Here is a 26,427-nt window from a genome sequence, read left to right on the forward strand (position 1 = left end):
CGAGAACCGTGCGCAGATGGTGTTGCTGGTGGTGGCGCTGGTGGTGGTGTTCCTGCTGATCGTCTACCTCTACAGCGGCTTCTACGTGTCCACCCGCTCGACCCTGAAAAACCTCGGCAAGGTGATGGACAGGGTTGCCGCAGGCGATATGACGGCCAACTTCCAGGCGCAGAGCCGAGACGAGCTGGGCGAGCTGGGGCAGGTATTCAACCAGACTGTGTTGCGCATTCATGATCTGATCGAACGCGTCGGGCATACGGTGGGCGAGGTCGGCGGCCAGGCGGATCGCGTCGAGCTGGTTTCAGGCGAGAGCAACCAGGCGGTGGCCGGTCAGCGTGCACAGATCGAGCAGGTGGCCACGGCGATGAACCAGATGTCCGCCACTGCCCAGGAGGTGGCGCGCAGCGCTGCCGCAGCGGTCGGTAGCGCGCAGAGCGTGAATCAGGAAACAGTCAGCGGCCGCGCGTTGGTCGAGCAGCAGGTCGGTGCGATCCAGCGTCTTGCCGGTGAAATCGACCAGTCGGTGGCGGTGATCAATCAGTTGGCCAGTGACAGTGCGGCGATCAGCCAGGTGCTCGATGTGATCAAGGGCATCGCCGAGCAGACCAATCTGCTGGCGCTCAATGCTGCCATCGAGGCGGCGCGTGCGGGTGAGCAGGGGCGCGGTTTCGCTGTGGTGGCTGACGAGGTGCGCAACCTGGCCAAGCGCACGCAGCAGTCCACCGAGGAGATCGAGGCGATGATCGCCAAGCTGCAGGGCGGTGTGGGGGCGGCGGTGAAGGCGATGAACGCCAGTCACCAGATGGCGGATGGCACGGTCAGCCAGTCGGCCAAGGTGCAGCAGGCCCTGGAAAATATCCTCGGTGCGGTGGGCATGATCGTCGACCAGAACCAGCAGATCGCTGCAGCGGCCGAGCAGCAGACGGCGGTGGCGCACGATATCGACCAGAACATCGTCGAGATCAACCATGCGGGTGAGCGCACTGCTGTCGGTGCCAGCCAGACAGAACAGGCCAGCCGCGAACTGAGCGAGCTGGTTTCGCGTCTCAAGCAGTTGATCGGCGCATTTCGGGTCTGATCGCACCGTGGGAGGGGCTTCAGCGGCGATGCTTTTGTAGTCGTCGCGGCTAAAGCCCCTCCCACAGCATTCCGGCGACCATCGCGAGCGGCGTCCCGCCGCGAATTTGGGCGACATGCTCTGGATACATTCGCCCCGGGGCGGGGCTCCTACGAACGGCTGTGTGGGGGTGATCTTCCAGGCCATCCGTGCGGTCTATGCCCAGCCGAACAACTCATCTGCATTTCGGCTGCTGGCCGCCGCCAGCTCCTCGGCTGTAACGCCACGTAGCGCTGCCAGCTCGGCACAGATTGCCGCCAGGTACTCCGGGCTGTTGCGCTGGTTCGGGTGCATGGCCGGTGCCATGTCCGGGGCGTCGGTTTCCAGCACGATGGCCTCCAGTGGCAGCCCTGCCACCACCTTGCGCAATCGATTGGCCTGCGGCCAGGTGGCGGCGCCGCCGAGGCCGAGGCGAAAGCCCAGTTTGATGTACTCGCGCGCTTCCTCATGGCTGCCGGCAAAGGCGTGGATGATGCCGCCGCGCGCCAGGCGAAAGCGCTTGAGTGTGGCGATGGTCGCGGCATGGGCACGGCGCACGTGCAGCAGCGCCGGCAGTTCGAACTCGGCGGCCAGTTGCAGCTGCGCTTCGAACAGCGCCTGCTGGCGCTGCCGGTCCAGGTGTTCCAGGTAATAATCCAGACCGAACTCACCGATGGCGCACAGCTGGCGGTGCCCGGCCAGTTTGCCCAGCCAGTCGCGCAGCTCAGGGAGATGCTGCGGGTGATGATCTTCCAGATAGACCGGATGCAGGCCGAACGCGGCATGCAGGTTTTCGTTGGCCTCGACCAACTGCCACAGCCGCTGCCAGTTGGCCTGGTAGACGCCGAGCACCACCATGCGCTGCACGCCCAGCGCGCGGCTGCGCGCGAGTACTTCGTCGCGGTCGGCGTCGAAGTCGGGGAAGTCCAGGTGTGTATGGGTGTCGATCAGGCGCATCGGTCTGCTCACCAGCGGGCGTTCAGAATCAGCTATTTTCCCCTTTCACGCCAGAACAAGGGAGCGTTGGCGAATCTTTTCAGCCGTATGCAGATGGACGGAGTTCACTCGGGCAGTGAAATGCCGCAGAGGATTCAGGGTGGTTGGCAGGGGACATCAGAACGAGGTGTAGGGTGCGCTGCGCGCACCGAGCTTTTCCAGCAGTTGGTGCGCATGGCGCACCCTACCTCTGGGTTCGGTCCTTGAAGCTGCGGCCGATGGCCTCGATGCCGGGCTGATAGTCGTTGTGTTCCACCGCCCGCAGTGTCCAGGTCAGCACGCGCTCGGCGATGCGTTCATGCTGCTGGCTCATGGAGTTGACCCGCAGCGGCAGAAAGTCCAGCAACTGGGTATCGCCGAAGGTAGCCAGGCGCACTGAGGGCCATTGTCCGCTGCCCTGTTCACGCAGAGCGTCGAACACCCCTTCGAGCAGCACGTAGGCGGTGGTCAGCAGCGCATCCGGCGAGCCGACTTCCTCTAGCAGTGTTTGCATCTGTCGGTAGCCGCAAGCGCGACTGAACAGCTCGCCGTGATAAACGCTGATGCGCCCGTCGAAGCCAGCCAGTGCCGAATGGAAGCCGCGTTCGCGCGCTTGGCTGATGACCAGCTCCGCGCGCGCGCCGAGCAGGGCGATATGCCGGGGTTTGGGCGTCAGCAGGCTTTCGGTCAGGGTGTGCCCGGCCTGCTCGTCATCGCTGACCACCGAGCGAATGTGAGTGGGCGACAGCGCGCGGTCCACGGCCACGACCGGCAGGCCGGCGGCGACGATGGCCGGATACAGCGGATCGTCCGCAGGCAGGCAACTGGCGACGATCAGCGCCTCGCAGCGGCGTGAGCGGAACAGCTCGAGCAACTGGCGCTCGCTGCTCGGGTCATCGTCGGAACTGGCGATCAGCAACTGATAGCCGGCGGCGCGGGCCTTCTGTTCGAGCAGCTTGGCCAGGCGCGCATAACTGGGGTTTTCCAGGTCCGGCAGGATGAAACCCAGGCAGCGGCTTTGCCCGCGGCGCAGGCTGGCGGCCTGCTGATCCGGGCGATAGCCATGTTCCTCGACCACTGCCAGTACCCTGGCCACGGTGGCAGGGCTGATGCGCCGACGTTCGGCCTGACCGTTGATCACGTAGCTGGCGGTGGTCACCGAGACCTGGGCCAGGCGGGCGATGTCGCTGAGTTTCACGGGCACAGCACCATGCAGGGAAGAGTTTTCGAGCGTGCGAGCGCGGCGAGTCTACACCGACTCGACGACGACCGGGCTTCAAGGATTACTCATTATCGGATAAGGTGCCAGCGCTTGATGAATCGTTTCAGCAATGTGATTCATCGACTAGTCTTAGCCAAAACAATAAGCCGGAGACCACCATGCTCGAACTCGATGCCAGCCAAATCCAGATGGGCCGGGCGGCGGCGAACAAGGGCGAAGCCCTGGCCATGCTCGGCGATGCGCTGGCCAGTGCCGGCCTGGCCACTGCGGCTTACCTCGAAGGCCTGCAGGCACGCGAAGCTCAGGGTTCGACCTTTCTCGGCCAGGGCATCGCCATTCCCCATGGCACACCGCAGACCCGCGATGAGGTGCTGCGCACCGGCGTCAGCCTGATCCAGTTCCCCGCGGGCGTGGACTGGGGCAACGGCCAGCAGGTCTACCTGGCCATCGCCATTGCCGCGCAATCCGACGAACACCTGCACCTGCTGCAATTGCTGACCCGCGCCCTGGGCGAAGGCGATCTGAGCCAGGCGCTGCGCGAAGCCCGCGAGCCGGCGCAGATACTCGAACTGCTGCAGGGCGCACCGCAGGCGCTGGCGCTGGACGGTCAACTGGTGGCGCTGGCGCAGCCGGCTGAAGACTTCGATGAATTGCTCTGGCAGGGCGCGCGCCTGTTGCGCCAGGCCGGCTGTGCCCGCAGCGGCTTCGCCCTCGGGCTGGCGCGGGGCGAGCCGCTGCCGTTGGGCGATGGTCTGTGGTGGCTGCACAGCGAGGCCAGCGTCGAGCGGCCCGGCCTGGCCTTCGTTACGCCAGCGCAGCCGCTGACTTTTCGCGGTGAGGCGCTGCGCGGTCTGTTCTGCCTGGCCAGCCAGGGCGAGGCGCACCGTCAGGCGTTGGAGCGGTTGTGCGATGTGCTGATCGGTGGTCGCGCGGCCGCGTTCAGCGAAGCCAGCGACAGCCGCCAGGTGATCGAGGCGCTGGGCGGTGAGGTGCCGCCGGACTGGCCCAGCCTCAGCGTGCCGCTGCTCAATGCCCATGGTCTGCATGCGCGCCCGGCCAAGGCGCTGAGCGAGCTGGCACAGGGCTTCGCCGGTGAGACCCGCGTGCGCCTGCTCGGTGACACGGGCGCCGGGGTCTCGGCCAAGAGCCTCAGCCGCCTGCTGGCGTTGGGCGCGCGGCGTGGTCAGATGCTCGAATTCAGCGCCGAACCGGCGATTGCCGACAGTGCACTGCCGGCCATTCGCGCCGCGCTGGAAAGTGGCCTGGGTGAAACGGTCGAGCCGCTGAGCTACGCGCTGCCCGAAGTCGCTGCGCAGCTGGAACCTGTCGAAGCGGTTGCTCCCGTTGCCGGTAGCCGTCTGCAGGCGGTCGGTGCCTCGCCCGGCATCGCCATCGGCCCGGCGTTGGTGCGCACGCCGCCGGCGTTTCATTTCGCTGAGCAAGGCCAGGGTGTCGAGCAGGAGCGCGCGCGCCTGGATGCAGCCCTGACTGCTGTCGCTGCGCAGATCCAGCGCCTGGTCGATGGCGCCGGTGTGGCGAGCATCCGGGAAATCTTCAGTGCCCACCTGGCCATGCTCGCCGATCCGGCGCTGCGCGAAGACGTCGAGGCGCGCCTGGGCAAGGGTGCAAGCGCCGAAGCAGCCTGGCAGGTCGAAGTCGAGGCAGCTGCCAAGCGTCAGGAAGCGCTGCATGATCCATTGCTGGCCGAGCGGGCGGCTGACCTGCGTGATATCGGCAACCGTGTACTTGCCCATCTGTGTGGCATCGAGCTGCTCAGCGAGCCGAACGAGCCCTACATCCTGGTGATGGCTGAAGTCGTGCCGTCGGACGTCGCCGGTCTCGACCGTCAGCGTGTGGCCGGCATCCTGACCGCCCAGGGTGGCGCCACCGCGCACAGTGCGATCATTGCCCGCGCCCTGGGGATTCCCGCCGTGGTTGGTGCCGGCGATGGCGTGCTGGCGCTGGCGCAAGGTACGCCGCTGCTGCTCGATGGCGACAGCGGCCTGCTGCGCATCGCTCCGGATGCGGCCGAGCGCGACCAGGCGCTGCATGAACGTGAGACGGCGCAGCAGCGTCGCGAGCAGGCGCATGCCAAGCGCTTCAACGATGCGCAGACGCGCGATGGCGTGCGTGTGGAAGTGGCCGCCAATATCGGCGCCAGCGGCGAAACCGCCGACGCCGTGGAACTGGGCGCGGAAGCCGTGGGCCTGCTGCGCACCGAGCTGGTGTTCATGGAGCATGCCCAGGCGCCGGATCACGCTGCGCAGGAGCGCGAGTACAGGCGCGTGCTCGATGCGCTGGATGGGCGCCCGCTGGTGGTGCGCACGCTGGATGTTGGCGGCGACAAACCCCTGCCGTACTGGCCGATGCCGGCCGAAGAAAATCCTTTCCTGGGTGTGCGTGGCATTCGCCTGAGCCTGCAGCGCCCGGACATTCTGGAAACCCAGTTGCGCGCCTTGCTTGCCTCGGCCGATGGCCGCCCGCTGCGGATCATGTTCCCCATGGTCGGTTCGGTGGAGGAGTGGCGTGCGGCGCGTGACATGGTGCAGCGCCTGCGCGAAGAGATCGACGTGCGCGACCTGCAAGTTGGCATCATGATCGAAGTGCCCTCGGCGGCGCTGCTGGCGCCGGTGCTGGCGCGCGAGGTGGACTTCTTCAGTATCGGCACCAATGACCTGACTCAGTACTGCCTGGCCATCGACCGTGGCCATCCGCAGCTGTCGGCGCAGGCCGATGGCTTGCACCCGGCCGTGCTGCGCCTGATCGAGATGACCGTGACCGCTGCCCATGCACAGGGCAAGTGGGTCGGCATCTGCGGCGAACTGGCCAGCGACCGCCTGGCCGTGCCGCTGCTGGTTGGCCTCGGCGTGGACGAACTGAGCGTCACGCCGCGTTCGATTGCCCTGGTCAAGGCGCGCGTGCGTGAGCTGGACAGCCGCCAGGCGCGAACCCTGGCCGACCGCGCCCTGACCCTGGACAGCGCCAGCGCCGTGCGCGCGCTGGTGGCGGAGATGCACTGATGGCCCGAATCCTGACCCTGACCCTGAACCCGGCGCTGGACCTGACCCTGCGTCTCGACCGCTTGCAGCCCGGCGCGATCAACCGCTGCCATGAGCTGCGCAGCCACGCCGCCGGCAAGGGCCTGAACGTCGCCCAGGTGCTGGCCGATCTTGGCCATACCTTGAGCGTGGGTGGCTTTCTCGGCCGCGCCAATGCCGCGCCGTTCGAGAACCTGATACACAAGCGTGGTTTTCACGACCTGTTCGTCCGCGTGCCGGGCGAGACGCGCAGCAATATCAAGCTGGCCGAGGCCGATGGCTGCATCACCGACCTCAACGGTCCCGGCCCGCAGGTCGAGGCCGAGCACCTGCAACGCCTGGAGGCCGAGCTGGAGCCGCTGCTCGCCGGGCATGACGCCGTGGTGGTCGCCGGCAGCCTGCCACGTGGCGTCACCCCGCAGTGGTTCGCCGGTCTGTTGCGGCGCATCAGGGCCAGCGGCGTACCGCTGGCGGTAGACAGCAGTGGTGCGGCCCTGCAAGCGGCCCTGGGCGTCGCGCCCTGGCTGATCAAACCCAACGAGCAAGAGCTGGCCGAGGTGTGCGGCAGCGACCTTTCTGCTGCCGTGCAGACACTGCGCGCGCAGGGCATCGAGCATGTACTGCTGTCGCGTGGTGCAGAGGGCGTCGACTGGCATGGGCCGGACATCGCCCTGCGCGCCGTACCGCCGCGCGTCGAAGTCGCCAGCACGGTCGGTGCCGGCGACTCGCTGCTGGCGGCCAGCCTGCATGGCCTGCTCGAAGGCTGGCCGGCTGAGCGTACCTTGCGTCTGGCCACGGCGGTGGCGGCGCAGGCGGTCACCCAGATCGGCTTTGGTATCCATGATCGCGAGCAGTTGGCCCGTCTCGAAGCGGCCGTGCAACTGCAGCCTTTAGAACAATAAGAGGCACCCACCATGAATCTGCTGATCGTCACTGCCTGCCCCAATGGCCAGGTCACCAGCGTGCTGTGTTCGCGCCTGTTGCAGGCTGCGGCCGAGCGCCTGGGCTGGCAAACCCGTGTCGAGGTGCATGACGCGCGTGCCATTGGCTCCCCGCTGAGCGAAGCCGAAATCGCCGCTGCCGACTGGGTGCTGGTGGTCAAGACCGGTGAGCTGCCGTTGGCGCGCTTTGCCGGCAAGCGCCTGCTGCAGGCCACACCGGCCGAGGCATTGGCCGACCCGCAGCGTTTTCTGCGTGACGCCGCCGAGCGCGCTCAGCCCTATGGCGAAAGCAGCGAGCCTGCTGCGGGCAGTCGTCGCCGACTGGTCGCTGTGACCGCCTGCCCGACCGGTGTGGCGCATACCTTCATGGCTGCCGAGGCGCTGCAGCAGGCGGCGCTGCGCATGGGCATCGAGCTGCAGGTGGAAACCCGCGGCTCGGTCGGTGCGCGCAACCTGCTCGACGATGTCGCCATCGCTGCGGCCGATGCCGTGCTGCTGGCCACCGATATCGAGGTGGATACCAGCCGTTTCACCGGCAAGAAGGTCTACCGCTGCGGCACCGGCGTGGCACTGAAACAGCCGCAACAGACGCTCGAACGGGCGCTCAGCGAGGCGCGACCGCTGAGTGAAGCCACGCCTGCCGAGGGCAAGGCCGTCGCCAGTAGTGGCGAGAAAACCGGCCCCTACACGCACCTGCTCACTGGCGTGTCCTACATGCTGCCGATGGTGGTGGCGGGCGGTCTGTTGATCGCCCTCTCGTTCGTCTTCGGTATCGAGGCATTCAAGGAGGAGGGCACCCTGGCCGCCGCGCTGATGAAGATTGGCGGCGAGAGCGCCTTTCAACTGATGGTGCCACTGCTGGCCGGCTACATTGCCTATTCCATCGCCGACCGCCCGGGCCTGGCACCGGGGATGATCGGCGGGCTGCTGGCCAGTTCGCTGGACGCCGGCTTCATCGGCGGCATCATCGCCGGTTTCCTTGCCGGCTATTCGGCCAAGGCCATCGCCCACTGGGTGCGCCTGCCGGCCAGCGTCGAGGCGCTCAAACCGATTCTGATCATCCCGCTGGTGGCCAGCCTGTTCACCGGGCTGGTGATGATCTATCTGGTCGGCAGTCCGGTGGCGGGCATGCTGGCGGGACTCACCGCCTTTCTCGATGGCATGGGCAGCACCAATGCGATCCTGCTGGGCGTGTTGCTCGGCGGCATGATGTGCGTCGATCTCGGCGGGCCGATCAACAAGGCGGCCTATGCCTTTTCCGTCGGCCTGCTGGCGTCGAGCAGTTATGCACCGATGGCGGCGACCATGGCAGCCGGCATGGTGCCGCCCATCGGCATGGCCATTGCCACCGTGCTGGCGCGGCGCAAGTTCGCCCAGAGCGAGCGCCAGGCCGGCAAGGCAGCCGGGGTGCTGGGGCTGTGCTTCATCTCCGAAGGGGCGATTCCCTTCGCCGCCAAGGACCCGCTGCGGGTGATCCCGGCCAGTATTGCCGGTGGTGCGCTGACCGGCGCGCTGTCGATGTACTTCGGCTGCAAGCTGATGGCGCCGCACGGCGGTCTGTTCGTGCTGCTGATCCCCAATGCCATCAATCACGCGCTGCTGTACCTGCTCGCCATCGTCGCCGGCAGCCTGGTGACTGGGGTGCTCTATGCGCTGATCAAACAGCCCGAGGCGCAGCCGATGGTGGTCGTGACGCAATAAGCGCAGGGTTCGTAGCCTCGGTTACACTGAGCTGAACAGGCCGGGCAAGTAAGAGTCTGTATACGCTGCGACAGCCCTCGGTTGGCTTCGTGGCGCAGTCGCCCTCACAAAGAAAGGACCTTCTGTAGATGACTCAAGCTCTCGCGCATCGCTGGCGCTTCTTCCGTGCCGGCGGCTTCGATCAGGTGCAACTGGAAACGCCTGCCGACCTCGCCGCCTTGCGCAGCCTGGACCAGAAACTCTGGGCCAGCCTGGCCTGCCCGGTGAACAACCTGGAGCTGGATCGGCGCATGCTGCAGTACATCGACCTGAACAATGACGGTCGTATCCGCGCCCCGGAAATGCTCGATGTGGTCGATTGGACGCTGGCGCGCCTGGTCGACCCTGCCGTGCTGTTCCATGACGGTCCGCTGCAGTTGTCATCGCTCACCGACGATGCCGTGGGTGCGCGGCTACGTCTGGCTGCGCAGCGCCTGCTGGGCGTGCTCGGTCGGCCCGATGGCGAGAGCCTGACGCCTGCCGATACCGCTGATCTGGCGAAGCTGTTCCCGCCGCATGAGGCCAACGGCGACGGCCTGGTACCGGCGACCTTTACCGACGATGCCGAGCTCAAGGCCGCCATCGCCGACATCATCGCCAGCCTGGGTGCGCAGACCGACCGCAGTGGCGAGCCGGCCATCGGTGCCGAACAGATCACCACCTTCTTCGATCAGGCGCGTCAGCTGCACGCCTGGCATGCGCGTGCCGCCGAGCAGGGGCTGGATGCGTTCGGTGAGGGTACCGTGGCCGCCGTCGAGGCGCTGAGCGCCGTGCGCGCCAAGATCGACGATTACTTCACCCGCGTGGCCATGGCCGAGTTCGACCCGCGCGCCGCCGCCCTGATGAACGCCAGGGAAGAGGAACTGGTGCGTCTGGCATCCTTGTCGCTGGCGGATGCCGGTGAAGTGGCTGGCCTGCCCCTGGCAACTGTGCAGCATGGCGACGAGCTGCCGCTGAGCAAGAGTCTCAACCCGGCCTGGCAGCCCGCCATCGACGCGTTCCGTCAGCGCGTGGTGGTGCCGGTGTATGGCGAGCAGGACAGCCTGTCGCGCGAGCAGTGGCAGCATCTGGTCGCGCTGTGCGGCAACTACCTGGCCTGGCGCGCCGAGACGCCGAACGTGGCGATTGCCGACGTGCTTGAGCGCGGACGCATTCTCGAGCTGGTGGAGCAGGGCGCCGAAGCGTGTCTGCTGGCGCTGGTGGAGGAGGACAAGACCGTGGCCGAAGCGGCGGACGGGCTGGTCGAGCTGGACAAGTTGATTCGCCTGCGTCACGGCCTGGTCATGCTGCTTCGTAACTTCGTCTCTTTCCAGGCGTTCTATTCGCGTCAGGAAAAGGCCGTGTTCCAGGCGGGCGTGCTCTACATCGACGGCAAGAGCTGCGAGCTGGTGGTCGAGGTCGACAACGTCGAGGCCCACGCCAAGGTAGCGGCGGCCAGCGACTGCTTCCTGCTCTACTGCGCCTGCACCCGTCGCGGTGAGCCGGTGCGGGGCAAGGAAAGCCTGAATATCGTGGTGGCGGTGACTGCCGGTGGCGAGGGTGATCTGCAGGCAGGGCGCCACGGCCTGTTCTATGACCGCGAGGGCAACGACTGGGATGCCACCGTGGTCAAGGTGGTACAGCACGCGATCAGCATTCGCGAAGCGTTCTGGTCGCCGTATCGACGCGTTTCCAAGCTGGTATCCGATCAGGTGCAGAAGCTTGCGGCCAGTCGCGACGCCGACATGGTCAGCAAGACCGCAGCCAAGGTCGGCGAAACCGGGGCAGCCGCCACGCCTACCCCGGCCTTCGATATCGCCAAGTTTGCCGGTATCTTCGCGGCCATCGGCCTGGCGGTCGGCGCCCTGGGCACGGCGCTGGCGGCGGTGGTCACAGGGATTCTGTCGTTGGCCTTGTGGCAGGTTCCGCTGCTACTGCTCTGCGTGCTGCTGGCCATTTCCGGCCCGGCCATGCTGCTGGCCTGGTTCAAGCTGCGTCGTCGCAGCCTGGGGCCGATCCTCGATGGCAACGGCTGGGCGGTGAATGCCCAGGCGCGCATCAGCATTCCCTTCGGCACCGCGCTCACGCAGATGGCGGAACTGCCCGAGGGCAGCGACCGTGCATTGCGCGATCCCTATGCCAACAAATCGCTGGTGTGGCCCTGGATACTGGCGTTGCTGCTGGCGCTGGGCCTGGGTTACTACGCCTGGAGCAACGGCGTGTTCAGCCCGGAGCCAGAGGTGCCGGCCGAAGCGGCTGCGCCTGTCGACGCCGCGGCTGGCTGAGGGACAACTGTAGGGGCCGCGCCCCGCGGGCTCCTAGCGTTGTTGTAGGAGCCGGCTTGCCGGCGATCCTGCATGACGCTGATCGCCAGCAAGCTGGCTCCTACAAGGTCTGTGGCTCTTAGCTCGTCAACAGCTCCGCCACCCAGCGCGGTAGCTGTTCGGTAGCCGGGCCGTAGCGTTTTTCCGCGAACAGCGAATGGCCCTGGCTCGGCTCCAGATTGATCTCCAGCGTATGCGCGCCCGCGCGACGTGCCTGTTCGACGAAACCAGCCGCCGGGTAGACGTGCCCCGAGGTGCCGATGCTGACGAACAGCTCGCACTGCTCCAGCGCATCGTAGATGCGCTCCATGTGATAGGGCATCTCGCCGAACCAGACAATATCCGGGCGTAAGGTGCCGACCAGCCCGCAGCATGTGCAGGGCTGCGTGACAGGCATGTCCTCCAGCAATGGAAAACGCTGCTGGCTGTTGCTGCAGAGCATCGATTGCAACTCACCATGCATGTGCAGCAGGCGTTTGGAACCGGCGCGTTCGTGCAGGTTGTCGACGTTCTGCGTGACCAGCAGGAACTCGCCCTGCCAACCAGCCTCCAGCTCGGCCAGGGCCAGGTGCCCGGCATTGGGTGCTATGGCCGGGTCGCGCAACTGCGCGCGGCGCATGTCGTAGAAACGTTGCACCAGTGTCGGGTTGCGAGCGAAGCCTTCGGGCGTGGCCACCTCTTCGATGCGGTGGTCTTCCCAGAGGCCGTCGGCGGCGCGGAAGGTGCGGATTCCGCTCTCGGCGGAGATGCCGGCGCCAGTGAGGATGACGATATTGGGATGGGGCATGTTGGCTCCGAAGCAGATCCCACTAGGTGCGGCGCTTCAGCAGGGCTTGCCGTTGGTGCGGTTGTCAGCTGGCTGTACGCACACCTGCTCAACGATGGATTGAATCTGGGGGCTCTTGTCGCGAATGCTGCTGGTGAAGCTGCTGATAAAACGTTCGGCTGAAGCGGCATCGTCAAAGCGTCGCGCACCATTGAGGTTGCCGGTGTAGGAGCCGTTGCTGGACGCATAGCACTGTTGGTAGCCGCTGCACTTGAGTGCAACGACCCATACCGTCGAGTTGACCAGCACTCCAGCTTGAGCAAGGCCTGTGACTAATAGCAGTGAGAGAAGGGCTACGCGCATATCGAGAACTCCTGTAGTCGAAAGCACGAGAGTAGCGGTTGGGGGACGCTTCGGCTATCGGATACTGGCATCTGTGCTCGGTTTGCTCAGGGGTATAGGGCGGCATAACCCGCCGGTTCGATCATTGTTGGCGTGCTCTGGGTCTCATCCCCGTTCGCTCATTGCCGCCAGCGCCACCGAGGCGGCGGCGGTGCGGGTTTCCACGCCCAGCTTCACGTACACGTGCTCCAGATGCTTGTTCACTGTGCGTGGGCTGAGGCCGAGGATGTCGCCGATGTCGCGGTTGGTCTTGCCACAGGCTACCCAACGTAGCACCTGTACTTCACGCTCGGTGAGCTGGAAGCGCGCCGATAGCTTGGCATGCGCCGGGGCATCATCGAGGCTGAGGTTGACTGGTCTCGACGCCGCACGTGCAGCCTGCAGAATGCGCGCGGTGCGCAAATGCGAGGCGACGCGGGCGAGCACTTCCTCGGGGTTGATCGGCTTGGTCACGTAGTCGATACCGCCAGCCTCGAAGCCCTGCACCACGTGCTCGCTGTCGGTCAGTGCGGTCATGAACAGCACCGGGATATCGGCGCTGCTCGGCTCGGCCTTGATTCGCCGGCAGGTCTCGAAACCATCCATCCCCGGCATCATCGCGTCGAGCAGGATCAGGTCGGGCCTGCGTCGCTGGATGCGGCCCAAAGCGCTTGCGCCGTCCAGCGCTACCAGCACCATGTAGCCGGCGTCGTCGAGAGCGTCGGAGAGCAGCGCGAGGTTGTCCGGTGTGTCGTCGACGATGAGGATGATGCCGCGCTCGGCCGACAGGCTGGCGGGCGAGTACGACTCAGACTGGTGGAGCGGCGCATTCATGTTCGGCCTCCTTCAGTTGGCGGTTGAATTCATCGAGCTGGAAGTTCTTCACCAGTAGGCGCAAGGCGGCGGTGAAGCCCGCGCAGGCCGGGTCGCGCTGGTCGATATCGTCCAGGCGTCTCTGGATGCCGCGCACGTAACCCAGAGCGCCCAGTTCGCGCAGCGCCTGCAGGTCGTCGCTGCCCGGCAATGTGATGGCTGCAGGCTGCGGCAACTGCTCCTGAGTGCGGCGCAGCCATGTCAGGCCGAGCTGGTGCTGAATGCGCTCCAGCAACTGCGGGGTGTACACCGGTTTGGCCAGGTAGTCGTCGCAGGCAGCGGCGACGCTGCGTTCGCGGTCGTCGGTGAAAGCATTGGCGGAGATCACGATGATCGGCGCCTGGCAGCGTGTGTTGCGGCGAATCAGGCGAGTGGTTTCCCAGCCGTCCATCTGCGGCATGGACAGGTCCATCAGGATCAACGCCGGGTTGTGCAGCGCCACCTGGCGAATCGCTTCCTGGCCACTGGCTGCCTGGATCACCTCGAAACCCAGCGGTTCGAGCATGCCGGCCAGCACGCGGCGATGTTCGAGGTGATCGTCCACCACCAGGATCAGCCTGCGCTCGCCCTGGTAGCCGGTGATGTCGTGCTCGACATGCACCACCGCCTGCGGCACCCGTACTTCGGAGAGGAACAGGCGCACCTGAAAGCACGTGCCCTGGCCGGCTTGGCTGTGTACGGAGAGCTCGCCGCCCATCAGCGAAGTGAGCATGCGCGTGATGGTCAGGCCGAGGCCTACACCGTTGTCCTGGCGAATCAGGTCGCCGCGTTCGAAGGGCTGGAAGATCCGCTCGATCTGCTCCGGGGCGATGCCAATACCAGTGTCGATGATCTCGAAGGTGGCTGTCTCGCGCATGTAGCCGACGCGCAGACGTACTTCGCCGCGCTCGGTAAAGCGCACGGCGTTGCCCAGCAGGTTGATCAGAATCTGCCGCACGCGTTTCTCGTCGCCGCGCACTACTGCCGGCATGCGGCCGATGCATTCGAGGCGAAAGCGCAGGCCTTTCTCGGCCGCCTGCGGGGTGAACATGCGCTCGATCTGGTCGATGAACTCCGGAAAGGGTATTTCCGCCAGTTCCAGGTGCAGTTTGCCGGCCTCGATCTTGGCCACGTCGAGCAGGCCATCGATCAAAGACAGCAAGTGCGAGCCACTGCGCAGGATGGTGGCCAGGGCATCCTTGTGCTGGTTCTGCATGGCCGCGTCGCGCTGCAGGATCTGGGTGTAGCCAAGGATGCTGTTGAGTGGTGTACGCAGCTCGTGCGACAGCCCGGTGACGTAGCGGCTCTTCGCCGCATTGGCCGATTCGGCGGCTTCCTTGGCCTGCTGCAGGGCTTCGTCGGTCTTGCGGTGGGCTTCGATCTCCTGCATCAGCAGCAGGGTCTGACGGTCCGATTCCTCTTGCGCCACACGTCGGCTTTCGCGGGTCAGCACCAGCCACCAGGCGAGCATGGCGGCGAATAGCGAGAGCGTCAGGAAGGCCTTGAGGAAAGCCTGGAACAGTGTCTGGCGGACTTCCGGCTCCTGTGTCAGCAGGCTTAGCGACACCTGGCTGTAGATCAACGCCAGTGCGCCGAACAGCATCAGTACCAGCAGGCATAGCAGGCCCAGGTATTGCGCCAGACGGCTGTGCAGGCGCGGGATGGAGACGCGCGGGAAGAGCCAGCCGATGAAGTCGTCGAGCTGATCGCTCAGGCGGGCTCTGGGTTTGCAGCGATCCTCGCAGCGCGCGTCGAGCGAGCAGCACAGTGAGCAGATCGGTGCGCCATAGGCGGGGCAGTGTGCGGTGTCTGGTTCTTCGAAACGGTTGTTGCACAGACCGCACTGCACCTGGCCGGCCTCTGTGTGGGGATAAAGCAGGTGCGGCTGGCGTTCGCGGGCAATGTAGTAACGCCCGCCGGTGAGCCAGGCCAACAGCGGTGCCAACAAAAATGCCGAGCACAGCGCGACGGCCGGTGAGGCCGCTTGCGCCAGGGCGCCGAACAGGCCGCCGTGGGCGAGGACCGAGAGCAGGGAGGCGATCAGCATGGCGCCGACGCCCACCGGGTTGATGTCGTAGAGGTGCGCGCGCTTGAACTCGATGTACTTGGGTGACAGGCCCAGCGGCTTGTTGATCACCAGGTCGGCCACCAGCGCGCCGATCCAGGCGATGGCGATATTGGCGTAGAGGCCGAGCACTTCCTCGATCGCCTCGAACACGCCCAGCTCCATCAGCATCAGGGCGATGGCCACGTTGAACACCAGCCATACCACGCGACCAGGATGGCTGTGGGTGATGCGGGCGAAGAAGTTCGACCAGGCCAGCGAGCCGGCATAAGCGTTGGTGACGTTGATCTTCACCTGGCTGACGATGACGAACAGCACCATGGCCGCCAGTGCCCATTGCGGCGAGGCGAACACGTAGTTGAAGGCCACCAGGTACATCTGCGTCGGCTCGGCCGCGCGCTCCATGGGAATTTCATGCTGCAGGGCGAGAAAGGCGAGGAAGGCGCCTGCGAGCATCTTCAGCGCGCCGGGGATGATCCAGCCAGGGCCTGCCAGGAGGAGCGCCGTCCACCAGCGCACGCGGTTGGCGCGAGTTTTCTCCGGCAAAAAGCGCAGGTAATCGACCTGCTCGCCGATCTGCGTGATCAGGGCCAGGGCGACGGTGCAGGCAGCGCCGAAGTGCAGCAGGTTGAAGCTGCCGGGGTCGCCCTCACGGCCGGCGAAGCTGGTCCAGTCCGATAGTGCCTCGGGGTTCTTGGCGATGACGAACACATAGGGCAGCACCAGCAGAAACAGCCACACGGGCTGCGTCCACATCTGCAGGCGGTTGATCAGGGTGATGCCGTAGGCCACCAGCGGAATGATGATGATCGAGCAGATCACATAGGCCAGGGCCAACGGGATGTCGAAGTACAGCTCCAGGGCCAGGGCCATGATCGCCGCTTCGAGGGCGAAGAACAGGAAGGTGAAGCTGGCGTAGATCAGCGAGGTGATGGTCGAGCCGATGTAGCCGAAACCGGCGCCACGTGTCAGCAGGTCCATGTCCAGGCCGGAGCGGGCGGCGTAGTAGCTGATCGGTAGGCCGGTGAGGAAGATCACCAGGCTGACCGCGAGGATCGCCCACAGGGTGTTGGTGAAGCCGTAGGACAGCGCCAGGGCGCCGCCGATGGCTTCCAGGGCGAGGAACGACACGGCGCCGAGCGCGGTGTTGGCGATGCGCAGTTCCGACCATTTGCGGAACGACCTGGGCGTGAAGCGCAGGGCGTAATCCTCCATGGTCTCGTCGGCGACCCAGGCGTTGTAGTCGCGACGGATCTTGATGATGCGCTGGGTGCCGGTTGGCTGCACGGGCGATTCCTGCTGGCGTTATCGGGTAAGACCGTCCCTGTCGCGCGTTCCTGTAGGAGCCGGCTTGCCGGCGATGTGCCCTGATCAGACGATGCTGATCGCCCGCAAGCGGGCTCCTACAGGGAGGATGTCAGCAACTTCCATGCCCTGGCTCAGCGAGGCCTCTGCCGCGCGCGCGGGCTTCTGTCTGCCTGGTTTTTCTGCGCTCAGCTTGCACCAGCGTGGCGCAGGGCGCTGTACGTCAGATGACGTATGCCCTTACGTCATGCTGCGTATACCCCGCTCGGTGGGGCAAACGCATCCTTGCTGCGAAGCCGGCGTGGTTCGGCACGAATAACCAGCACAGGAGCACGACCATGGACTCTCAACCGATTCGACTTCTTCCACGCCGGCTGGCGGTGGGGGCGGCAGCGCTCTCGCTGCTGGCTGCCAGCCTGTTCAGCCACGTGGCCAGCGCCGAGGTGAACACCACCGGTCTGGCGGTGACCGACAGCGAGGTCACGGTTGGCATTCTGCATTCGGCCACCGGCACCATGGCCATTTCCGAAACCGGTTCGATTCAGGCCGAGCGTCTGGCCATCGAGCAGATCAACGCCAGCGGCGGCGTGCTCGGCCGGCAGATCAAGGTCGTTCAGGAAGATGGGGCTTCCGACTGGCCAACCTTCGCTGAGAAGGCGCGCAAGCTGCTGGTCGGCGACAAGGTCGCTACCGTATTCGGCTGCTGGACTTCGGCTTCGCGCAAGGCGGTGCTGCCAGTGTTCGAGAAGGAAAATGGCCTGCTCTACTACCCAACCTTCTACGAAGGCCTGGAGCAGTCGAAGAACGTCATCTACACCGGCCAGGAAGCCACTCAGCAGATCCTCGCAGGCCTGGACTGGGTCGCCAAGGAGAAGGGCGCGAAGACTTTCTACCTGCTGGGCTCGGACTACATCTGGCCGCGCACCTCGATGAAGATCGCGCGCAAGCACATCGAGAACGTGCTCGGCGGCAAGGTGGTCGGTGAAGAGTACTACCCGCTGGGCAACACTCAGTTCGGCTCGCTGATCAACAAGATCAAGCTGCGCAAGCCAGACGTGGTGTTCGCTGCCGTGGTCGGTGGCTCCAACGTCGCCTTCTACAAGCAGATGAAGGCCGCCGGCGTCACCGCCGACAAGCAGACCCTGCTGACCCTGTCGGTCACCGAAGACGAGCTGCTGGGTATCGGCGGCGAGAACATGGCCGGCTTCTACGCCTCGATGAAGTACTTTCAGAGCCTGGACAACCCGAACAACGCTGCCTTCGTCGAAGCCTTCAAGGCCAAGTACGGCAAGGACGCGGTGATCGGTGACGTGACCCAGGCCGCCTATCTCGGCCCGTGGCTGTGGAAAGCCGCCGTGGAGAAAGCCGGCAGCTTCGACATCGACAAGGTGGTCGCCGCTTCCCCGGGCATCGAGCTGGGCACCGCGCCGGAAGGCTACGTCAAGGTGCATGACAACCATCACCTGTGGAGCAAGACCCGCATCGGTGAAGTGCAGAAGGACGGTCAGTTCAAGGTGGTGTTCGAGTCCGACCTGATCGAGCCGAACCCCTTCCCGGAAGGCTACCAGTAACACTTCTCTCCTCGTAGGAGCCCGCTTGCGGGCGATCCATGGCGCCTCACGGGCCGATCGCCGGCAAGCCGGCTCCTACCGGCTTTTCTCTTTTCTTCTGGAGACCATCGACATGGAATGGCTATCGGAATTCGGCGCCATCGCAGCCATGCAGGGGTTCAACGGCTTGTCCGTGTTCTGCGTGCTGCTGCTGATGGCTCTGGGGCTGGCGATTATCTTCGGGCAGATGGGCGTGATCAACATGGCGCATGGCGAGTTTCTCACCATCGGCGCCTACACCACCTTCGTGGTGTCTTCACTGACGTCCAGCTACGCACCGGCCTTCGGGCCTTACTATTTCTTCTTCGCGATCATCCTCTCGTTCTTCATCGCCGGCGCCATCGGCTGGCTGGTGGAATGGGCGATGATCAGCAAGCTCTACCAGCGTCCGCTGGACACCTTGCTGGCTACCTGGGGCCTGTCCCTGGTGATGCAGCAGGGCTTTCGCTCGATCTTCGGCGCGCGGGAAGTCAGCGCGACGTTGCCGGATTGGCTGATGGGCTCGTGGAACCCGACCGAGGCCATCGACATTCCGCGCAATGGCCTGTTCGTCATGGGCCTGACCCTGCTGCTCACCGCCTTGCTGTTTCTGATGATCTACCGCTCGCGCTGGGGCCTGCAGGTGCGCGCCACCATGCAGAATCGGGTGATGGCGCGTTCCGTGGGCATCAACACCAAGCGCGTCGACCGCATGACCTTCGCCCTGGGCTGTGGCGTGGCAGGCGTTGCAGGCGCTGCTTTCACCACCATCGGCTCGACTGGGCCTACGGCAGGTTCGCTGTACATCGTCGACACCTTCCTGGTGGTGGTGTTCGGCGGCGCCTCCAGCTTGCTCGGCACCATCGCCTCGGCCTTCAGCATCGCCCAGGCGCAATCGCTGCTGGAGTTCTTCACCAGCGGTTCGATGGCCAAGGTGTTCACCCTTTCCGCCGTGGTGCTGATCCTGATGCTGCGCCCGCAGGGGCTGTTCTCGGCCAAGGTGCGCAAATGAAACGTAGGAGCCCGCTTGCGGGCGATTGCAAACCTATTCATCGCCCGCAAGCGGGCTCCTACAGGATCGTTGAATTGAGGGCACGAGCATGAATCCGACACTCGACAAACTGCTCGGCGGCAAGCAGGGCGCCATCGGTCTGGCGCTGCTCGCCGCGCTGATCCTGGTGGTATTCCCGCTGGCGCTGGATGCCTTCCGCCTGAACATGGTGGGCAAATACCTGACCTATGCCTTCGTCGCCGTTGGCCTGGTGCTGTGCTGGGGCTATGGCGGCATCTTGAGCCTGGGCCAGGGCATCTTCTTCGGCCTGGGTGGCTACTGCATGGCGATGTTCCTCAAGCTCGAGGCATCCGACCCGGAGAGAACCAAGATCCAGTCCACACCTGGCATCCCGGACTTCATGGACTGGAACCAGATCACCGAACTGCCGCTGCTCTGGGAACCCTTCCACAGCCTGAGCTTCACCCTGATCGCCGTGGTAGTGGTGCCGGTGTTGCTGGCGTTGGTGATCGGTATTGCGATGTTCAAGCGCCGCGTGGGGGACGTGTACTTTTCCATCGTCACTCAGGCCATCGCGCTGATTCTCACCGTGCTGATCATCGGCCAGCAGGGCTTGACCGGCGGGGTCAACGGCATCACCGATCTGCGCACGCTCAAGGGCTGGGACATCCGCAGCGACGAGGCCAAGCTGATCCTCTACTTCGTCAGTGCGGCGCTGTTGATCGGCTGCATTCTCATCGCGCGTTTCATCATCGCCTCCAAGCTGGGCCGTCTGCTCCTGGCGATGCGCGACAAGGAAGAGCGGGTGCGTTTTTCCGGTTACGACGTGGCCAGCTTCAAGATCTTCGTGTTCTGCGTTGGTGCGGCGTTCGCCGGTATCGGCGGGGCGATGTTCACCCTGCAGGTGGGCTTCATGTCACCGAGCTTCGTCGGCATCGTGCCGTCGATCGAGATGGTCATCTTCGCTGCGGTCGGTGGGCGCCTGTCACTGCTCGGTGCGGTGTACGGCGCGTTGCTGGTCAATTTCGGCAAGACCTACTTTTCCGAGAGTTTCCCCGAGCTGTGGCTGTACCTGATGGGCGGCCTGTTCATCGTCGTGGTCATGTACTTCCCCAATGGTCTGGCCGGGCTGTGGGACAGTCACGGCAAACGCTGTCTGGCACGCCTGCGGCGCAAACCGCAGGTGCTCGTTACACCACCGCCTGCCGTCATCGCCACCGGCAAGCGTCCAACCCCTGAACTGGAGACCACGCCATGAACAGCCCCGCAGGCTTTCAGGCCGCCAAGCCGGTACTGGCCATCGAAGGGCTGACCGTGTCCTTCGACGGCTTCAAGGCGGTCAACGACCTCAACCTCTACGTCGACCGCAACGAAGTGCATGTGGTGATCGGCCCCAACGGGGCCGGCAAGACCACGGTGCTCGACCTGATCTGTGGCAAGACCCGCGCCACCGCCGGCAGCATCGATTTCGACGGCCGTGAGCTGACCAAGATGCGCGAGTACGACATCGTCCGCGCTGGCGTCGGGCGCAAGTTCCAGAACCCGTCGATCTACGAAAACCTGACGGTGTTCGAGAACCTGGAAATGTCCTACCCGGCCGGGCGCAAGGTGTTCGGCGCGCTGTTCTTCAAGCGCACGCAAGAGGTGATCGAGCGGGTCGAACAGGTTGCGCAGGAAATCATGCTCGGTGATCACCTGCACCGTCAGGCTGAACTGCTCTCGCACGGGCAGAAACAGTGGCTGGAGATCGGCATGTTGCTGATGCAGGACCCGCAGTTATTGATGCTCGACGAGCCCGTGGCCGGCATGAGTGTCAGCGAGCGAGTGGCCACGGCCGATCTGCTCAATCGCATCAGCCAGGGCCGTTCGGTGCTGGTCATCGAGCACGACATGGAGTTCGTCAAGAGCATCGCCCACCGCGTCACGGTGCTGCACCAGGGCAAGGTGCTGGCCGAGGGCAGCATGGAGGCGGTGCAGAGCAATCCCAAGGTGATCGAGGTGTATCTGGGGCATTGATCCCGGATGCCGAGGCTTCCACCGACCGTAGGGTGCGCCGTGCGCACCATGCGACCGAGCCGCGTAGCCCGGATGAAATCCGGGGCGTGTTTAGCAAGGAGTCATCTATGTTCCAGATCAGCAACCTCGCTTCCGGCTACGGCCAGAGCCAGATACTCCACGAGCTCAACCTCGACGTGGCGAAGAAGGAAATCGTCGCGGTGATGGGCCGCAACGGCATGGGCAAGACCACCTTGTTCAAGAGCCTGATGGGCATCCTGCCGCAGTGGGGCGGGCAGATTCGTGTGGACGGCAAGGACGTGTCGAAACTGGAAACCCATCAGCGGGTGGAAAGCGGCATCGCCTACGTGCCGCAGGGGCGGATGATCTTCTCGCACATGACCGTGCTGGAAAACATCCAGACCGGCCTGCCAGCTTCGGCCGGTGGCAAGGTGCCGGACGATCTCTATGCGCTGTTCCCGGTGCTGCTCGAGATGCGCCACCGCAAGGGCGGCAACCTCTCCGGTGGCCAGCAGCAACAACTGGCCATCGCCCGCGCGCTGGCCACCAACCCCAAGGTGCTGCTGCTCGATGAGCCGACCGAGGGCATCCAGCCGTCGATCATCAAGGACATCGCCCGCAGCCTGAAGGAGATCCGCAACATGCGCGATCTGACCATCGTGGTGTCCGAGCAGGTGCTGTCGTTCACCATGGAAATCGCCGACCGCTTCCTGGTCATCGAGAAGGGCAAGTTCGTCGTCGAGGAAACCCGCGACAAGGTCGACGAGGCGAGCATCAGCCGTTATTTGTCGGTGTGACGCAATCTGTAGGAGCCCGCTTGCGGGCGATGCTGTCGCTTGCAATCAATCGCCGGCAAGCCGGCTCCTACAGGTACAAATTCCCGCTTTACGGCCGGTGTGTTCTCCATGCACCGGCCGCTTTTTCGCGCCTGCGAAAAATACCTGCAGGCCGCATGAGCCCTGCAATGCGGGCATACGTCATCCAACGTATTGGCCGATTTCACCGCGCGTTCGAGACTGGCTGCGTATCCCGGCACAGGCCGGCATTCCTCACAGGTCTTATGGAGCTCAGTCATGACCGATACCCTGATCAAGGTCGACCTCAACCAGGCTGCTACCGAAAACGAACAGGTGCACAACCGCTGGCACCCGGACATTCCCATGGCCTGCTGGGTCAACCCGGGGGATGACTTCATTCTCGAAACCTACGACTGGACCGGCGGTGCGATCAAGAACGACGACGACGCCAGCGATGTGCGTGACGTCGACCTGTCCACCGTGCATTACCTGTCCGGGCCGGTGGGCGTGAAGGGCGCTCAGCCGGGCGACCTGCTGATCGTCGAACTGCTCGATATCGGCGCCAAGCAGGACATGCTCTGGGGCTTCAACGGCTTCTTCTCGAAGAACAACGGCGGTGGTTTTCTCACCGACCATTTTCCATCCGCGCAGAAGTCGATCTGGGACTTCGAAGGCATGTTCACCAAGAGCCGGCATATTCCCGGCGTGCGTTTCGCTGGCCTGATCCACCCAGGGCTGATCGGCTGCCTGCCGGATCACAAGATGCTCGCCGACTGGAACAAGCGTGAGCAGGCGCTGATCGATACCAACCCAACTCGCGTACCGCCGCTGGCCAACCCGCCGTTCGCCAGCACTGCGCACATGGGCAAGATGAAGGGCGAGGCGCGCGACCTGGCAGCCGCTACCGGCGCGCGCACCGTGCCGCCGCGGGAGCATGGCGGCAACTGCGATATCAAGGATCTGTCGCGTGGCTCGAAGATCTTCTTCCCGGTCTATGTCGACGGCGCCGGCCTGTCGGTAGGCGACCTGCACTTCAGCCAGGGCGACGGCGAGATCACCTTCTGCGGCGCCATCGAGATGGCCGGCTGGGTGCACATGAAGGTCGAGCTGATCAAGGGTGGCATGGCCAAGTACGGCATCAAGAACCCGATCTTCAAGCCCAGTCCGATCGTGCCCACCTACAACAACTACCTGATCTTCGAAGGCATCTCGGTCGACGACGAGGGCAAGCAGCACTACCTGGACGTCAACCTGGCCTACAAGCAGGCCTGCCTCAACGCCATCAACTACCTGACCAAGTTCGGCTACTCGCCGGCCCAGGGCTACTCGCTGCTAGGCTCGGCGCCGGTACAGGGGCATATCAGCGGCGTGGTCGACATCCCCAACGCCTGCGCCACGCTGTGGCTGCCGACCGATATCTTCGAGTTCGACATCAACCCCAGCGCCAGCGGCCCGACCAAGTTCCTCGACGGCAGCATCGACCTGCCCATCGCCTACGACAAGTGATGCTCATGCGCACGGCCACCGTAGGGTGCGCCGTGCGCACCGAATTTATCGAGGTTTTGCCATGCCCATCTACGAATACGACTGCCCGAGCTGTGGCGATTTCACCGTGCTGCGGCCGATGGCCGAGCGCGACGCCGCCTGCGCCTGCCCATACTGCGACGCGCCGAGCGAGCGGGTGATCCTCAGTGCCCCGGGTCTGGCCAGCATGGCCGGCAGCCAGCGCCGCGCCCATGAAACCAACGAGCGCAGCGCCCACGCGCCGCACAGCCTCGAAGAGTACAAGGCCAACCGCAAGCACCCTGCCGGCTGCAGCTGTTGCGGCCCGAGCAAACCGGTCGAGCGCACCAAGGCCAACCCCCACGGCCTCAAGGCCAGCCCCTCGGCACGGCCGTGGATGATCAGCCACTGAGGCTGTTTATTGGGTCCCCGCCTGCGCGGGGATGACGTGGGTTTTCACCGTCATTCCCGCGAAGGCGGGAATCCAGTTCGCAGAACGTTCCGTAGGAGCGGCTGGGCGGCATCGCGCTTCAGCCGCGATAACCGGCGACACAGAGAGAATTTCGCGGCTGAAGCCGCTTCCACAAACCGCAGTCAACCGGAGGATATACAGCCATGCGCCACGGCGATATTTCCAGCAGCCCTGATACCGTCGGCGTCGCCGTCGTCAATTACAAGATGCCGCGCCTGCATAACAAGGCCGAGGTGCTCGACAACGCGCGCAAGATCGCCGAAATGATCAAGGGCATGAAGCTCGGCCTGCCCGGCATGGATCTGGTGGTGTTCCCCGAGTACAGCACCATGGGCATCATGTACGACAAGGACGAGATGATGGCCACCGCCGCGACCATCCCCGGTGAGGAAACGGCGATCTTCTCCGCCGCCTGCCGCGAGGCCAAGACCTGGGGCATCTTCTCGCTCACCGGCGAGCGCCACGAAGAGCACCCGCACAAGGCACCTTACAACACCCTCATCCTGATCAACGACCAGGGCGAGATCGTCCAGCGTTACCGCAAATGCATTCCCTGGTGTCCCATCGAGGGCTGGTATCCGGGCGACCGCACTTACGTCTCCGAAGGCCCCAAGGGCATGAAGATCAGCCTGATCATCTGCGACGACGGCAACTACCCGGAAATCTGGCGTGACTGCGCGATGAAGGGTGCCGAGCTGATCGTGCGCTGCCAGGGCTACATGTACCCGGCCAAGGACCAGCAGGTGCTGATGGCCAAGACCATGGCCTGGGCCAACAACTGCTACGTGGCGGTGGCCAACGCCACCGGCTTCGACGGCGTGTACAGCTACTTCGGCCACTCGGCGCTGATCGGCTTCGACGGCCGGACGTTGGGCGAATGCGGTGAAGAGGAAATGGGCATCCAGTACGCCCAGCTGTCGGTGTCGCAGATCCGTGATGCGCGGGCCAACGACCAGTCGCAGAACCATCTGTTCAAGCTGCTGCACCGTGGCTACACCGGCGTCTACAACTCTGGTGATGGCGACAAGGGCGTGGCCGATTGCCCCTTCGAGTTCTACCGCACCTGGGTACTGGATGCGCAGAAGGCTCAGGAGAACGTGGAGAAACTCACCCGCTCGAGCATCGGCGTGGCCGACTGCCCGGTCGGTGAGCTGCCGCATCCGGGCAAGGAACGCGTTGCCGGATAGGACTTGATCGCCGGCAAGCCGGCTCCTACGGGGGGCGTGTAGGAGCCGGCTTGCCGGCGATGCTTTTGCCTTATGGGACAGACACCATGCCCTTCGCCAACGACCTGATCGACAGCAACCGCGAGCGCCTGGAGGATCAAGGCGTTACTCGGCTGCAATCACGCTTCCTCTTCGAGCCAATGGCAGTCATGGCCCTGCTACGTTCGCGCATCGTCGGCCAGGACGCGGTGCTGGCGCAGGTCGAGGCCATGCTCAAGGTGGTCAAGGCCGATATCGGCGAGCGCGAGCGGCCACTGGCAGTCAACCTGTTCATGGGCCCGACCGGTGTCGGCAAGACCGAGATCGTGCGCCTGCTGGCACAGGCCATTCATGGCCGCGCCGATGCGTTGTGCCGCATCGACATGCACACCCTGGCCCAGGAGCACTATGCTGCTGCGTTGACCGGTGCGCCGCCTGGTTACGTCGGCAGCAAGGAGGGCACCACGTTGTTCGATGCAGAGGCCATCGCCGGCAGTTTCGGGCGGCCCGGCATCGTGCTGTTCGACGAGTTGGAGAAGGCCAGCCCCGAAGTGCTGCGTAGCCTGCTCGGCATTCTCGAACATGGCTGTCTGACCCTGACCGCCGGCAGCCGCACCCTGGACTTTCGCAACAGCCTGATCTTCATGACCAGCAACATCGGCGCGCAGCAGGCGCAACGCTACCGCGAGCGTTTCGCCCGTGGCTGGCGGCGTTGGTTGGGGCTGGCGCCGAGAGGTGAGGCCGCATTGCTGGAACAGATGCTGCACGAGCGCTTTGAGCCGGAATGGCTCAATCGTATCGACCGCATTCTGGTGTTTGAACGTGTCGACGAGCAGTGGTTGGATGCTTTGCTGAACATCGAGTTGGACAAGCTCAATCAGCGCCTGGGTCGTCAGGGCCGCTCGCTACACGTGGAGCCCTGCGCCCGGGTCTGGTTGTGCCGCGAGCACGATATCCGCTTCGGTGCTCGTGCCTTGGCCCGGCGGCTGCGCACCGAACTGGAGCCGGCAATCGCCGAATGCCTGCTGAATGACCCCGCCACGACCCGACTGCTTTGCACCTGCGAGCACGATAGTTTGCAGGTCAGCGAGTGCTCTTCGTAGGAGCCGGCTTGCCGGCGATCATGGCTGACGAAAAAGCATCGCCGGC

20 protein-coding genes and 1 pseudogene are annotated in these 26,427 nt (G+C 64.8%); 15 read left to right on the plus strand and 6 right to left on the minus strand.

From position 1 onward, the window contains the following. Window positions 1-16 precede the first annotated feature (16 nt). Both GV002_RS24650 and GV002_RS24655 read left to right on the plus strand, forming a co-directional pair. Window positions 17-223 (plus strand): annotated as a pseudogene (locus tag GV002_RS24650) (HAMP domain-containing protein); the annotation flags it as partial. Window positions 224-373: 150 nt separating this feature from the next. Further along, the gene (locus tag GV002_RS24655; RefSeq protein ID WP_372241844.1) at window positions 374-1,078 is read left to right on the plus strand and encodes a methyl-accepting chemotaxis protein; all 705 of its coding nucleotides are present in this window, start codon (window positions 374-376) and stop codon (window positions 1,076-1,078) included. Window positions 1,079-1,273: 195 nt separating this feature from the next. Here GV002_RS24655 and GV002_RS16325 read toward each other — a convergent pair whose 3' ends face one another. Together GV002_RS16325 and cra are read right to left on the minus strand one after the other, a co-directional pair. Then, entirely contained in the window at window positions 1,274-2,053 is a 780-nt protein-coding gene (locus GV002_RS16325; protein ID WP_160019393.1) for a TatD family hydrolase, read from the minus strand. A 223-nt stretch (window positions 2,054-2,276) separates the two neighbouring features. Next, window positions 2,277-3,269, minus strand: coding sequence for a catabolite repressor/activator (gene cra, locus GV002_RS16330; protein ID WP_160019394.1), 993 nt, complete (start codon window positions 3,267-3,269; stop codon window positions 2,277-2,279). A gap of 182 nt (window positions 3,270-3,451) precedes the next feature. Here cra and ptsP point away from each other — a divergent pair, with 182 nt between their 5' ends. The 4 genes from ptsP (at window position 3,452) to GV002_RS16350 (ending at window position 11,276) form a co-directional block, all read left to right on the plus strand. Continuing rightward, a complete protein-coding gene (gene ptsP, locus GV002_RS16335; RefSeq protein WP_160019395.1) occupies window positions 3,452-6,313 on the plus strand; it encodes a phosphoenolpyruvate--protein phosphotransferase in 2,862 nt (953 codons plus the stop codon). After that, a complete protein-coding gene (pfkB, locus tag GV002_RS16340; RefSeq protein ID WP_160019396.1) occupies window positions 6,313-7,233 on the plus strand; it encodes a 1-phosphofructokinase in 921 nt (306 codons plus the stop codon). The genes ptsP and pfkB overlap by 1 nt, the downstream gene beginning before the upstream one ends. Window positions 7,234-7,245: 12 nt before the next feature. Beyond that, the gene (locus GV002_RS16345; RefSeq protein WP_160019397.1) at window positions 7,246-8,973 is read left to right on the plus strand and encodes a fructose-specific PTS transporter subunit EIIC; all 1,728 of its coding nucleotides are present in this window, start codon (window positions 7,246-7,248) and stop codon (window positions 8,971-8,973) included. A 128-nt stretch (window positions 8,974-9,101) separates the two neighbouring features. After that, window positions 9,102-11,276 (plus strand): hypothetical protein, encoded by a 2,175-nt coding sequence (locus GV002_RS16350; protein WP_160019398.1) that lies wholly within the window; start codon window positions 9,102-9,104, stop codon window positions 11,274-11,276. Between the two features lie 118 nt (window positions 11,277-11,394). Here GV002_RS16350 and cobB read toward each other — a convergent pair whose 3' ends face one another. The 4 genes from cobB to GV002_RS16370 form a co-directional block, all read right to left on the minus strand. Beyond that, window positions 11,395-12,102, minus strand: a complete 708-nt coding sequence (cobB, locus tag GV002_RS16355; protein ID WP_160019399.1) for a Sir2 family NAD+-dependent deacetylase — start codon at window positions 12,100-12,102, stop codon at window positions 11,395-11,397. Between the two features lie 36 nt (window positions 12,103-12,138). Continuing rightward, the gene (locus GV002_RS16360) at window positions 12,139-12,444 is read right to left on the minus strand and encodes a hypothetical protein (RefSeq protein ID WP_160019400.1); all 306 of its coding nucleotides are present in this window, start codon (window positions 12,442-12,444) and stop codon (window positions 12,139-12,141) included. 144 nt (window positions 12,445-12,588) lie between these two features. Continuing rightward, window positions 12,589-13,296 (minus strand): response regulator, encoded by a 708-nt coding sequence (locus tag GV002_RS16365; protein ID WP_160019401.1) that lies wholly within the window; start codon window positions 13,294-13,296, stop codon window positions 12,589-12,591. Further along, a complete protein-coding gene (locus tag GV002_RS16370) occupies window positions 13,271-16,666 on the minus strand; it encodes an ATP-binding protein (protein WP_160019402.1) in 3,396 nt (1,131 codons plus the stop codon). The genes GV002_RS16365 and GV002_RS16370 overlap by 26 nt, the downstream gene beginning before the upstream one ends. A 356-nt stretch (window positions 16,667-17,022) precedes the next feature. Here GV002_RS16370 and urtA point away from each other — a divergent pair, with 356 nt between their 5' ends. The 9 genes from urtA to GV002_RS16415 all read left to right on the plus strand — a co-directional run bounded on the left by urtA (window position 17,023) and on the right by GV002_RS16415 (window position 26,381). Next, the gene (gene urtA, locus GV002_RS16375) at window positions 17,023-18,255 is read left to right on the plus strand and encodes an urea ABC transporter substrate-binding protein (protein ID WP_160019403.1); all 1,233 of its coding nucleotides are present in this window, start codon (window positions 17,023-17,025) and stop codon (window positions 18,253-18,255) included. Between the two features lie 112 nt (window positions 18,256-18,367). After that, entirely contained in the window at window positions 18,368-19,285 is a 918-nt protein-coding gene (urtB, locus tag GV002_RS16380; protein WP_072423750.1) for an urea ABC transporter permease subunit UrtB, read from the plus strand. A gap of 88 nt (window positions 19,286-19,373) precedes the next feature. Then, window positions 19,374-20,543: an urea ABC transporter permease subunit UrtC gene (gene urtC, locus GV002_RS16385; RefSeq protein WP_160019404.1), complete on the plus strand. Its 1,170-nt coding sequence runs from the start codon at window positions 19,374-19,376 to the stop codon at window positions 20,541-20,543. Continuing rightward, a complete protein-coding gene (gene urtD, locus GV002_RS16390; RefSeq protein WP_160019405.1) occupies window positions 20,540-21,301 on the plus strand; it encodes an urea ABC transporter ATP-binding protein UrtD in 762 nt (253 codons plus the stop codon). The genes urtC and urtD overlap by 4 nt, the downstream gene beginning before the upstream one ends. A gap of 107 nt (window positions 21,302-21,408) precedes the next feature. Beyond that, a complete protein-coding gene (urtE, locus tag GV002_RS16395; RefSeq protein WP_160019406.1) occupies window positions 21,409-22,098 on the plus strand; it encodes an urea ABC transporter ATP-binding subunit UrtE in 690 nt (229 codons plus the stop codon). 276 nt (window positions 22,099-22,374) lie between these two features. Further along, complete coding sequence (gene fmdA / locus GV002_RS16400) at window positions 22,375-23,604, plus strand: formamidase (protein WP_160019407.1); 1,230 nt, start codon at window positions 22,375-22,377, stop codon at window positions 23,602-23,604. A 61-nt stretch (window positions 23,605-23,665) separates the two neighbouring features. After that, window positions 23,666-24,013: an FmdB family zinc ribbon protein gene (locus GV002_RS16405; protein WP_160019408.1), complete on the plus strand. Its 348-nt coding sequence runs from the start codon at window positions 23,666-23,668 to the stop codon at window positions 24,011-24,013. 203 nt (window positions 24,014-24,216) lie between these two features. Then, complete coding sequence (locus tag GV002_RS16410) at window positions 24,217-25,260, plus strand: aliphatic amidase (RefSeq protein WP_160019409.1); 1,044 nt, start codon at window positions 24,217-24,219, stop codon at window positions 25,258-25,260. Between the two features lie 86 nt (window positions 25,261-25,346). Then, on the plus strand, window positions 25,347-26,381 hold the full coding sequence (locus GV002_RS16415) for an AAA family ATPase (protein WP_160019410.1): 1,035 nt from the start codon (window positions 25,347-25,349) through the stop codon (window positions 26,379-26,381). Window positions 26,382-26,427 lie beyond the last annotated feature (46 nt).

The sequence above is a fragment of the Pseudomonas sp. 8O genome (assembly GCF_902506495.1).
GTDB lineage: Bacteria > Pseudomonadota > Gammaproteobacteria > Pseudomonadales > Pseudomonadaceae > Aquipseudomonas > Aquipseudomonas chaetocerotis.

Bases quoted from the DNA above. Each gene is read 5' to 3' on its own strand.
- urtB (WP_072423750.1), top strand. From the start codon at position 18,368: ATGGAATGGCTATCGGAATTCGGCGCCATCGCAGCCATGCAGGGGTTC.
- cobB (WP_160019399.1), bottom strand. From the start codon at position 12,102: ATGCCCCATCCCAATATCGTCATCCTCACTGGCGCCGGCATCTCCGCC.
- GV002_RS24655 (WP_372241844.1), top strand. From the start codon at position 374: ATGTCCGCCACTGCCCAGGAGGTGGCGCGCAGCGCTGCCGCAGCGGTC.
- urtC (WP_160019404.1), top strand. From the start codon at position 19,374: ATGAATCCGACACTCGACAAACTGCTCGGCGGCAAGCAGGGCGCCATC.
- GV002_RS16350 (WP_160019398.1), top strand. From the start codon at position 9,102: ATGACTCAAGCTCTCGCGCATCGCTGGCGCTTCTTCCGTGCCGGCGGC.
- urtD (WP_160019405.1), top strand. From the start codon at position 20,540: ATGAACAGCCCCGCAGGCTTTCAGGCCGCCAAGCCGGTACTGGCCATC.
- urtE (WP_160019406.1), top strand. From the start codon at position 21,409: ATGTTCCAGATCAGCAACCTCGCTTCCGGCTACGGCCAGAGCCAGATA.
- GV002_RS16360 (WP_160019400.1), bottom strand. From the start codon at position 12,444: ATGCGCGTAGCCCTTCTCTCACTGCTATTAGTCACAGGCCTTGCTCAA.
- urtA (WP_160019403.1), top strand. From the start codon at position 17,023: ATGGACTCTCAACCGATTCGACTTCTTCCACGCCGGCTGGCGGTGGGG.
- GV002_RS16345 (WP_160019397.1), top strand. From the start codon at position 7,246: ATGAATCTGCTGATCGTCACTGCCTGCCCCAATGGCCAGGTCACCAGC.
- GV002_RS16410 (WP_160019409.1), top strand. From the start codon at position 24,217: ATGCGCCACGGCGATATTTCCAGCAGCCCTGATACCGTCGGCGTCGCC.
- fmdA (WP_160019407.1), top strand. From the start codon at position 22,375: ATGACCGATACCCTGATCAAGGTCGACCTCAACCAGGCTGCTACCGAA.
- GV002_RS16415 (WP_160019410.1), top strand. From the start codon at position 25,347: ATGCCCTTCGCCAACGACCTGATCGACAGCAACCGCGAGCGCCTGGAG.
- GV002_RS16405 (WP_160019408.1), top strand. From the start codon at position 23,666: ATGCCCATCTACGAATACGACTGCCCGAGCTGTGGCGATTTCACCGTG.
- GV002_RS16365 (WP_160019401.1), bottom strand. From the start codon at position 13,296: ATGAATGCGCCGCTCCACCAGTCTGAGTCGTACTCGCCCGCCAGCCTG.
- pfkB (WP_160019396.1), top strand. From the start codon at position 6,313: ATGGCCCGAATCCTGACCCTGACCCTGAACCCGGCGCTGGACCTGACC.
- GV002_RS16325 (WP_160019393.1), bottom strand. From the start codon at position 2,053: ATGCGCCTGATCGACACCCATACACACCTGGACTTCCCCGACTTCGAC.
- ptsP (WP_160019395.1), top strand. From the start codon at position 3,452: ATGCTCGAACTCGATGCCAGCCAAATCCAGATGGGCCGGGCGGCGGCG.